The organism is Frankia canadensis (genome assembly GCF_900197875.1).
Taxonomy (GTDB): Bacteria; Actinomycetota; Actinomycetes; order Frankiales; family Frankiaceae; genus Frankia; species Frankia canadensis.
Genome location: NZ_FZMO01000156.1, coordinates 1 through 8980, shown reverse-complemented (window position 1 = coordinate 8980; position 8980 = coordinate 1). Strand labels below are relative to the sequence as shown.

General features: G+C 74.9%; 7 protein-coding genes. 6 read left to right on the top strand and 1 reads right to left on the bottom strand.

The genetic code is table 11. The features are described from left to right. The coding region (locus C1A33_RS35720; protein ID WP_207770309.1) for a hypothetical protein at window positions 1-188 on the top strand (188 nt) is incomplete at its 5' end. Between the two features lie 223 nt (window positions 189-411). Here C1A33_RS35720 and C1A33_RS14395 read toward each other — a convergent pair. Continuing rightward, window positions 412-2688 carry a Stk1 family PASTA domain-containing Ser/Thr kinase gene (locus C1A33_RS14395; RefSeq protein WP_243407552.1) on the bottom strand — a complete coding sequence of 759 codons (2277 nt, stop codon included), beginning with the start codon at window positions 2686-2688 and terminating at the stop codon, window positions 412-414. A 388-nt stretch (window positions 2689-3076) separates the two neighbouring features. On the opposite strand from C1A33_RS14395, the gene C1A33_RS14390 reads away from it, so the two are divergent. From C1A33_RS14390 to C1A33_RS14370, 5 genes are all read left to right on the top strand, one after another. Beyond that, entirely contained in the window at window positions 3077-4042 is a 966-nt protein-coding gene (locus C1A33_RS14390) for a thiazole synthase (RefSeq protein WP_243407551.1), read from the top strand. Then, entirely contained in the window at window positions 4039-5220 is a 1182-nt protein-coding gene (gene thiH, locus C1A33_RS14385; RefSeq protein ID WP_101832023.1) for a 2-iminoacetate synthase ThiH, read from the top strand. The genes C1A33_RS14390 and thiH overlap by 4 nt, the downstream gene beginning before the upstream one ends. 56 nt (window positions 5221-5276) lie before the next feature. Further along, complete coding sequence (locus tag C1A33_RS14380; protein WP_101832022.1) at window positions 5277-6506, top strand: NAD(P)/FAD-dependent oxidoreductase; 1230 nt, start codon at window positions 5277-5279, stop codon at window positions 6504-6506. 156 nt (window positions 6507-6662) lie between these two features. Next, complete coding sequence (locus C1A33_RS14375) at window positions 6663-8306, top strand: Gfo/Idh/MocA family protein (RefSeq protein WP_101832025.1); 1644 nt, start codon at window positions 6663-6665, stop codon at window positions 8304-8306. Window positions 8307-8426: 120 nt separating this feature from the next. After that, entirely contained in the window at window positions 8427-8750 is a 324-nt protein-coding gene (locus C1A33_RS14370; protein WP_101832021.1) for an Rv2175c family DNA-binding protein, read from the top strand. Window positions 8751-8980: the final 230 nt, after the last annotated feature.

The window sequence follows — 8980 nt, the reverse complement described above, 5'->3', positions numbered from 1 at the left end:
GTCGTGGGGGTGGTCGCGGGGTTGGCCAGGGCGGCGAGGAGTTGGGCGCGCAGCGCGTCGTGGCTGGCCGGATCCAGCTGGGGTCGGGGCAGGCCGCGGGCGGCGTCGGCGATCGTGACGAGGTGCCGCTCGGCGGGGCTGTTCGGTGGGCGGGTGCCGTCGAGGATGGCGGCGACGCGGCGGGCTGAGTGGGATCCCGGACGCCAGAAGGAGAAGGGCCGCGACGGCCACCTGGGCGGGCCAGGCCCGGCTGACCGATGGGATCCGCCGGGGCGCGGCTCGCCGCGGGGATCCCGATCGCGACCGCGCGCTGCCCTCACGTCCTCTCCCCGTGGCCGGTCGTGGACCGGTGCAGGGGGAAGCTCGGCTGCCCCCGTGCCAGCCCGACCAGCGGTGTAGCTGTCAGGTCGTTCAGTTACCGAATTGCCACGCAGTGTTGACCGCCACTGTACTACCCTTCTCGATCTTCGAGCCGGCGCGGACGGACTGGGCGACCACGCGGTCGTTCGGGCTGCCGCCGAAAATGTTCGACCTGCTGATCGACAGGCCGCGCTGGCGCAGGGCGCTCTCGGCGTCGCGGAACGACTTGCCGACCAGCTTCGGCACGGTGACCTGGATGCCGCTGCCGTCGCCGCCCGTGCCGCCGCCGGTGTCCCCGCCGCCGGTCCCGTCGTCGGGGGCGGCCGCGACGGTCAGGGTGACCGTGCTGTTCGGCGGGATCGGCTGGCCCACCTGGGGCGCGACGCCGACGACGCTGCCCGTGTTCCCGTCCGTCGTCACGGCCACCGCCTGCTGGATGGTGAGTCCGGCGACCCCGAGGCCCTCGATCTCGGCCTTCGCGTCGTCGAAGGACTTGCCGATGATGTCGGGCGGCATCGGGCGGGTGTCCGGCCCGGACGAGACGATCAGGTTGACGTTGTCCTTGGGCTTGAGCACCGTGTTGACGGCCGGGTTGGTGGAGATGACGTGACCGACCGGGACCGTGTCGCTGGCCTGCGGCATCACGCCGCCGGGGGTGAGGTTGACCTGGTTGAGCCGGGTGGTGGCCTGCTCCTGGGTGAGGTTCGCGACGTCCGGCACGCGGATCGCCGCCGGCCCCGAGCTCAGCCGCAGCGTGACGAGGGTGCCCTTGTGGACCCGGGCGCCGTCATGCGGGTCCTGCTTCGCGACGTGGCCGGCGGGCACCTTTGGGTCCGCCACCGGGTCGAGGTAGGTCACCTTCAGCCCGGCGTCGCGCAGCATCGTCTCCGCGTCGGACTTGCTGACGTTCGCCAGCAGGGGGACCTCGACCTTGCCGCCGGTCAGCGCGCGTAGTGAGACGAACCCGATGATCAGCACCAGGATGACCGCGCCGCCGACGAGCAGGGGAGTCGGCGGCCGCCGGCTCGGGGCGCCGCCGGCCCGCCGCCGGCCGCGGCCGCCGCCCGCCCCGCCGGCCGGCATCCGTGCCGACCCGGCCGAGGGGTGGTACAGGCCAGCCGTGTCGGGCGCGGGGCTGTCGTCCCCCGGGAAGGACCCGCCGCTCTGGTAGGCGGTGACGTCCGGGCCGGTACCGAAGGCGGCGACCGCGGTGGCGTCGGGGGCGACCGGGCCCGGGTGGGCCTGCGTCGGCGGGAAGTCGGCCATCGCTGACGCGCGCGGGCCACCGGCGGGACCGGCGCCGGGCTGACCGGCGGGTGGCGGGACCGCGACGCTGCCGGGACGGGGACTGAGCCCGTCGGCGTGGTACTCGTCGGCGGTGAACGCCTGGGTGTGGTCGGGCGTGCCGGGCGGCGGGGGGTCCATCAGGCCGATGCGCTGGACCTCGCCGGTGAAGCCGGTGTGGTACTCCACCTGCTCGGGCAGGTACGGCGCGATCCGCGCCAGCTCCTCCAGCAGGGCCGAGCCGTCCGCCGGGCGGCGGTCGGGATCGCGCGCGGTCGCCCGCAGCACCAGCCCGTCCAGTTCCGCGGGGATACCCTCGACCACGGTGGACGGCGCCGGCACGTCGCCGTGGACGGACTGGTAGGCCATCGACATCGGGGTCGCCCCGCTGTGCGGGAGCTGGCCGGTGAGCGTCTCGAACAGCACCACCCCGGCGGCGTAGACGTCGCTGCGGGTGTCGGCGGTGCCGTGGGTGACCTGCTCGGGGGCGAGGTAGCCGACGGTACCCAGGACCACGCCGTCAGTCAGCGCCTGGGTGGGCTGGCCGAGGGGCCGGGCGAGGCCGAAGTCGGCCACCTTCACCTGGCCGTCGTCGCCGAGCAGGATGTTCTCGGGCTTGATGTCGCGATGGATGATCCCGGCGTTGTGGGCGGCGGCGAGCGCCTCCATCACCGGCTCGATGATCTCGACGGCCTCGGCGACCGGCAGCCGGCCGCGCGCACCGAGATGCTGGCGCAGCGAGCGGCCGCGCACCAGCTCCATCACCAGGTAGTTCACCAGGCCGGCGGGCGTGTGATCGGAGCCCTGGTCGAGGACGGAGACGACGCGGGACGTGTTCAGCCGGGCGACGGCCTTGGCCTCGCGGTGGAAACGCCCGACGAACTCCGGGTCGTGATTCAGGTTGGGATGCATGACCTTGAGCGCGACGAGTCGGTCCAGCCGGTTGTCGTGCGCGACGTACACCGTCGCCATGCCGCCGACGGCAAGACGTTCCTGCGCCGTGTAGCGGCCGTCGAGAAGCCGGCCTATCACAGGGTCGGCCACGGTGGCATCCACGGGCGACAGTTTACGATCGATGCCGACCGGCTTCGCTACCGGAGCCTCGCGGGCTTACCCGCCGAGATGCGTCCGGCCTGCCGGGGGGAACACGCCTCCAGCGCCCGGCGGTACGCCGACAGCGGCGCGAACCCGCGGAATTCACCGCCAACGGTACGGCACCGTCGGGCGGGCGGCGAAGCATCTTCGCCGGGCGGAGCGCGGGCGCCGACGCGCGGTGTGCTGGAAGCCGGCGGAACGGGAAGCGGGCGTAAGCGTCTAGACTGTGGCTTCGTACCGGGGAGCCCGCGGAGGCGGGCTGAGAGGCTGGCCAGGACTGCCGTCGGCGACCCGCAGACCCGATCGCGGTCATGCGCGCGTGGGGAGGATGATCGTCATGTCGCAGCACCCGGTTGGTGACACCGCGGCCGACGCCGTCGGGGGAGTCGCCGCCGAGATCGACGAACTGGTGATCGCGGGGCGCGGCTACCGCAGCCGGCTGTTGGTCGGCACCGGGAAGTTCTCGTCACACGAGGCGATGCGGGCCAGCCTGCTCGCCTCCGGCGCCCAGATCGTCACCGTCGCGCTGCGCCGCGTCGACCTCGACCGGGCCGGCGCCGGCGACGTCCTCGACTTCGTCCCCGCCGGGATGACCCTGCTGCCGAACACGTCCGGCGCGGTGGACGCGGGCGAGGCGCACCGGCTCGCCCGGCTGGGGCGCGCCGCCACCGGGACGGGTCTGGTCAAGCTGGAGGTCACCCCGGATCCGCGGACTCTCGCGCCCGATCCGATCGAGACGCTGCGCGCCGCCGAGCTGCTGGTCGCCGACGGCTTCACCGTGCTGCCGTACTGCTCGGCGGACCCGATCCTCGCCCGTCGGCTGGAGGAGGCCGGCTGCGCGACCGTCATGCCGCTGGGCAGCTGGATCGGCTCCAACCGGGGGCTGCGCACCCGCGACGCGATCGAGGCGATCGTCGCCGGCGCGGGGGTGCCCGTCGTGGTCGACGCCGGCCTCGGGGCGCCGTCGGACGCGGCCGAGGCGATGGAGATCGGCGCGGACGCGGTGCTGGTCAACACCGCGATCGCGGTGGCGGACGACCCGGTGCGGATGGCGCGCGCCTTCGCCCTCGCGACCGTCGCCGGGCGGCTGGGCCATCTCGCCGGGCCGGCCGGTGCCAGTGTCGGCACCGGTGGAGCCACCGTCGCGTCGGCCTCCTCGCCCCTCACCGGCTTTCTCGGCGCCCTCGGCGCGGTGGCGCCCGCGGCCCCGTCAGCCTCCACCGCCCCGTCAGCCTCGTCAGCTTCCACAGCCCCGACGGCCTCCGCGGCCCCCAGGGGCGGCGTGGGCGGGGGCGCGGGGTGAGCGCGCCGCCGGGGCTGTTCGCCCGCGAGCTCGCCGGCGTCGACCTGCCCGCCTTGTCGGCCCGGTCGCGCGACGCGACGCCCGCGCAGGTCGACGCACTGCTGCGCCGCATCGCCCCGGGCGGTGCCGGGCGGCCGGCCCCGGCGCGGGCGCAGCTGGGGCTCGCCGAGCTCGCCGTCCTGCTCTCGCCGGCGGCGGGGGAGCGGCTCGAGGAGCTGGCGCTGGCCGCCCGGGAGACGACGCTGCGCCGCTTCGGCCGCGCCGTGCGCCTGTTCGCGCCGCTGTACGTGTCCAACGAATGCCTCTCGTCGTGCACCTACTGCGGGTTCGCCCGCGGCCTGCCGGTCGCCCGCCGCACGCTCGACGTCGACGAGGTCGAGGCGGAGGGGCGGCTGCTGGCCGCCCGCGGGTTCCGCCACCTGCTGCTCGTCGCCGGCGAGCACCGCGTCGAGGTGTCCGCCGACTACCTGGTCGCCGTCGTCGAGCGGCTGCGCCCGCTGTTCCCGTCGCTGTCCATCGAGACGCAGACCTGGTCGGACGACACCTACGCTCGGCTGGTGCGGGCGGGACTGGAGGGCGTCGTCCATTACCAGGAGACCTACGACCGGGCCCGCTACGCGCAGGTGCACGTCGCCGGCTGGAAACGTGACTACGACCGGCGGCTGTCGTCGTTCGAGCGCGCGGCGGCCGCCGGGGCGCGGCGCCTGGGGATCGGCGCTCTGCTCGGCCTCGCCCCGGACTGGCGAGCCGACGTGCTCGCCCTCGGCGCGCACGCCGCGTTCCTGACCCGCCGGTACTGGCGGACGGAGGTGTCCGTGGCGCTGCCGCGGATCAAGCCGTCGGCGAGCGACTTCCCGCCGGTGGTCGTCGTATCCGACGCCGAGTTCACCCAGGCGCACGCGGCGCTGCGGCTGTTCGGCCCGGACCTCGCGCTGTCGCTGTCCACCAGGGAGCCGGCGCCGATCCGCGACGGCCTGGTCCGCATCGCGGTGACCACGATGAGCGCCGGCTCGTCCACCGAACCCGGCGGCTACTCCACGCCGGGCACCGCCCAGGAACAGTTCTCGATCTCGGATGAGCGCCCGCCCGCCGAGGTCGCCGCGATGCTGGTCGAGGCCGGTTACGAACCGGTGTGGAAGGACGCCTTCCCGCTGGTGGACGCGAGCCCGGCCGGATGAGCGGGGCGGGCGCGCGTGAGGTGATTCTCGACGGCGGGGCGTAATAGTCTGCGGCGATGCGGCGAATCGTCATTGCTGGTGCGGGAATGGCGGGGGGCCGGACGGCCGTCGAACTGCGGCGGCGGGGCTTCACCGGTGAGATCACGATGGTCGGCGCGGAGGCGCACCGGCCCTACGACCGGCCGCCCCTGTCCAAGGCGGTGCTCACCGGCCGGATCGACGACACGACCCTCCCGTTCGATCTCGACGGTGTCGAGGTGCTCACCGGGCGGCGGGCGACGGCGCTGCGCCCGGGCACGGTGGAGACCGACGCCGGCCCGCTCGAGCACGACGGCCTGGTGATCGCCACCGGTGCCGATCCGGTGACCCTGCCCGGCGACGGTCCGGTGCGGGTGCTGCGAACCATCGACGACGCCCACGGCCTGCGGTCCGCGCTGCGCCCCGGCCTGCGGCTGGTGATCGTCGGCGCCGGGTGGATCGGCGCGGAGGTCGCCACCACCGCCGCGGCGATCGGCGCCGAGGTGACCGTCGTGGAGGCGGCCGACTCGCCGCTGCGAGCCGCGCTCGGCCCGGTGGTCGGCGCCCGCACGATCGCCTGGTATGCCCGGGCCGGCGTGACCCTGCGGCTGGGCACGGCGGTGGAGCGGACCACCGCGGACGGGCTGGTTCTGGCCGGCGGCGAGGTGCTGCCGGCGGACGAGATCCTCATCGGCATCGGCGCCCGGCCGAGCGTCGGGTGGCTGGCCGGAAGCGGGCTGGCGCTGGAGCGCGGCGTCGTCGCCGACGAGCGTCTCGCCGCCTCGTGGGAGGGCGTGGACGGCCCGCCGGTGGTCGCCGTCGGGGACTGCGCGGCCTGGTGGTCGCGCCGCTACGGGCGCCGGCTGCGCGTCGAGCACTGGGACACCGCGCAGCAGTCGCCGTCGGTCGGCGCCGCGACCCTGCTCGGTGGGGACGAGGGCGACGCGGCGGTGTACGACCCGGTGCCGTACTTCTGGTCGGAACAGTTCGGCTGGATGGTGCAGTTCGCCGGCATGTCCGGCGTCGAGGGCGACGCGCTGGTCTGGCGGGGTGACCCGGACGCGCCGCGGCCGGCGGACGGCAGCCGTCCGGTGGGCTGGTCGGCCGGCTGGTTCGCGCCCGACGGGCATCTGCGCGGCATGGTCACGGTCGGCCGGCCGATGGACATGGTGGCCGCCCGTCGGCTGATGATGGCCGGCGGCGGCATCGACCCGACGCGTTTCGCGGACGTCGCGGTGACGATGAAGGAACTCGTCGCGGCAGGCTGACGGAACCCGCTGGTCCGTGTGGGGATGGTCAGGTGACGAATTCGCGTCCGTCGGCTGCGGAGATATGGGACGAACCGTCCGGAATGCTGGGATGGGCGGTCGTCCGTTCCCCACCCGAATGGGTACATGGTGGGTTAGCCCACTAGAGTGCCGGGCGTGCCTCGCATTCACCTGGTATCGAACCTGCCCGGTGTGAACGCGCTCGGCGACCATCTGCGCGCAGCGGGTCTCGGCCCGACCTCGGCACGGTCGGCGGACGCGCTTCTCGTTCTCATCGACCGGCCGCTGGATCACGTCGAGCAGGAGCTGCTCGACCGTGCCCGCCAGACCGTCCCGGTGCTGCTCGCCGGCCCGACCGTGCGCGCGCTACCGGCGGACAGCCCGCTTGTGGAGGCCTCCGGCCTCATCCCCGGCCGATTCCTGGCCCCGCACGAGGTCCGGCTGCTGCCAGGGCCGCAGGGCGGGGAGATCATGGCCCGGAACGGGCGGTTCCGGCCCCGGGAGAGCTGGGTCGTCCCGGAGAAGGTCGCCGACGACGTCGAGCGGCTCATCCTCATCCGGCACGAGATGGCCGAGCAGCCGGTCTGCACCTGGCGGCCGTCGACGGGCCTGGGCATGTTCACCCTCGGCAGCGGCGCGGAGGTGCTCGCCGACCCCGCCTACCAGCGGCTCGTCGGTCGCTGGCTGCGGCACTGCCTGGGGGTGCGCGACACCGCCCCCGTCGGCGTCGGTCTGCTCGGCACGCCCGACACCGCCGCCGCTCACCACGCGGCCGTCGAGGCCACCGAGGGGCTGACGCTCACCGCCCTGTGCGACGGTAGCGCCGCCCGCGGGCCCGCGCACGCCCCCGGGCGCCAGCCCCGCCGGGTCGAGGACCCGGACGACCTGGTCAACGACCCCGAGCTCGGGGTCGTGATCGTCGCCACCCCGACCCACACCCACCTGGAGTGGGCCGGGCGGGCGCTGGAGGCCGGCAAGCACGTCGTCGTGCAGGCGCCGATGTGCCTGTCGCCGGCCGATGTCGACCAGCTCGCCGAACTCGCCGCCGCCCGCTCGCGGGTGCTGGCGGTGTGCGCCGCGAGCGAGCGGGACGCGGGCCTGCGGGCGATGCGCGACGCCGTGCGCCGGGGCGTGGTCGGCGAGCCGATGCGGCTGGAGGCCTACCGCGGTGGCCCGCGCCGCCCGCTCGGCACCTGGCACGACGACGAGCGCATCAGCGGCGGCCAGCTGTTCGACCGCGGCGTCGCCGCCGTCGAGGCGGTGCTCGGCCTCGTCGACGAACCGGTCGAATGGGTCAGCGCGTCCACCCTCAAGCGGGTCTGGCACCACGTCAGCAACGCCGACCACAGCCGGCTGCTGCTGCGCTTCGCCGGCGGCGCCGAGGCGCAGATCACCATCTCGGACCTGGCCGCGGCTCCACGCCCGTGGCTGGAGGTGCTCGGCAGCGGCGGCTGCCTCGTGCTCGACGCCCCCACCGGGCCAGGTGACTCCGCCGTCGGTCCCATCCGCCCGGGCGGACGGCACGCCGGCCCGTCGAGCGGCCCGTTCGCGGCCGAGTCGGGCCCGCCCGGCGCCGGCGACGCGCTGTTGCTGCTCACCCACGACGGGGTCGACACCCGGTATCCGGTGCCGCCCGCGGCGGAGGCCGCCGGGGGCTTCTATCACGATCTGGCCGACCTGCTGGTCTCCGGCTGGCCGCTGGCGGGACACGGCGTGGAGTCCGCCCGGCCGGTCGTCGCCGTGCTGGAGGCGGCCGCCCGCTCGGCCGCCGCTGGCGGCGAGCAGGCCGCGCCGCGCTGACCCGTCCTGGCCCTGACCCGTCGGGGCGGGACGGGACAGACCTATGACCTCGGCAGTGCCGGACGATCGCGGCCGGGCTGGGCCACGACCGGGTCCCGACTTAGGTGTTTACTGTTGACCATGGATTGGCTGACCCTGCCTGACGCCGCGGCGCAGCTGCAGGTTCCCGTGACCCGAGTCCGCCAGATGGTGCGCGACCGGACGTTGCTGGCCCGGCGGGAGGACGGCGTCCTACGGGTGCCGGCGGACTTCATCATCGACGGTGCCGTGATCAAGGGGCTGCCCGGCCTGCTCACCGTGCTGGCGGACGCCGGGTTCACCGATGACGAGGCGCTCGACTGGATCTTCCGGGAGGATCCGAGCCTGCCGGGGACGCCGATGCGGGCGCTCGCGGAGAACCGCAGCAAGGAAGTCAAGCGCAGGGCGCAGGCCCTCGCCTTCTGAGCCGTCCGCGTCACCCGGCTCGCACGCTGGCAGTCCGCCGTCCGGTCCCGACATGGTGGGACCGGACGGCCCGACCCACGCGGGCCCGTCCGTCACGCCGCGCCGTCTCGCACGCCGCGCCGTCCCGAGACGGGGACGAGGGTCACCGACGTCTTGCTCTCCCGGATGGCTGATGCCCGGCTCCCGTAGTGTCGGGTCATGGCCGAACGCCCGCCCGCCACCCCATCACC

Bases quoted from the DNA above. Each gene is read 5' to 3' on its own strand.
- C1A33_RS14370 (WP_101832021.1), top strand. From the start codon at position 8,427: ATGGATTGGCTGACCCTGCCTGACGCCGCGGCGCAGCTGCAGGTTCCC.
- C1A33_RS14380 (WP_101832022.1), top strand. From the start codon at position 5,277: ATGCGGCGAATCGTCATTGCTGGTGCGGGAATGGCGGGGGGCCGGACG.
- C1A33_RS14390 (WP_243407551.1), top strand. From the start codon at position 3,077: ATGTCGCAGCACCCGGTTGGTGACACCGCGGCCGACGCCGTCGGGGGA.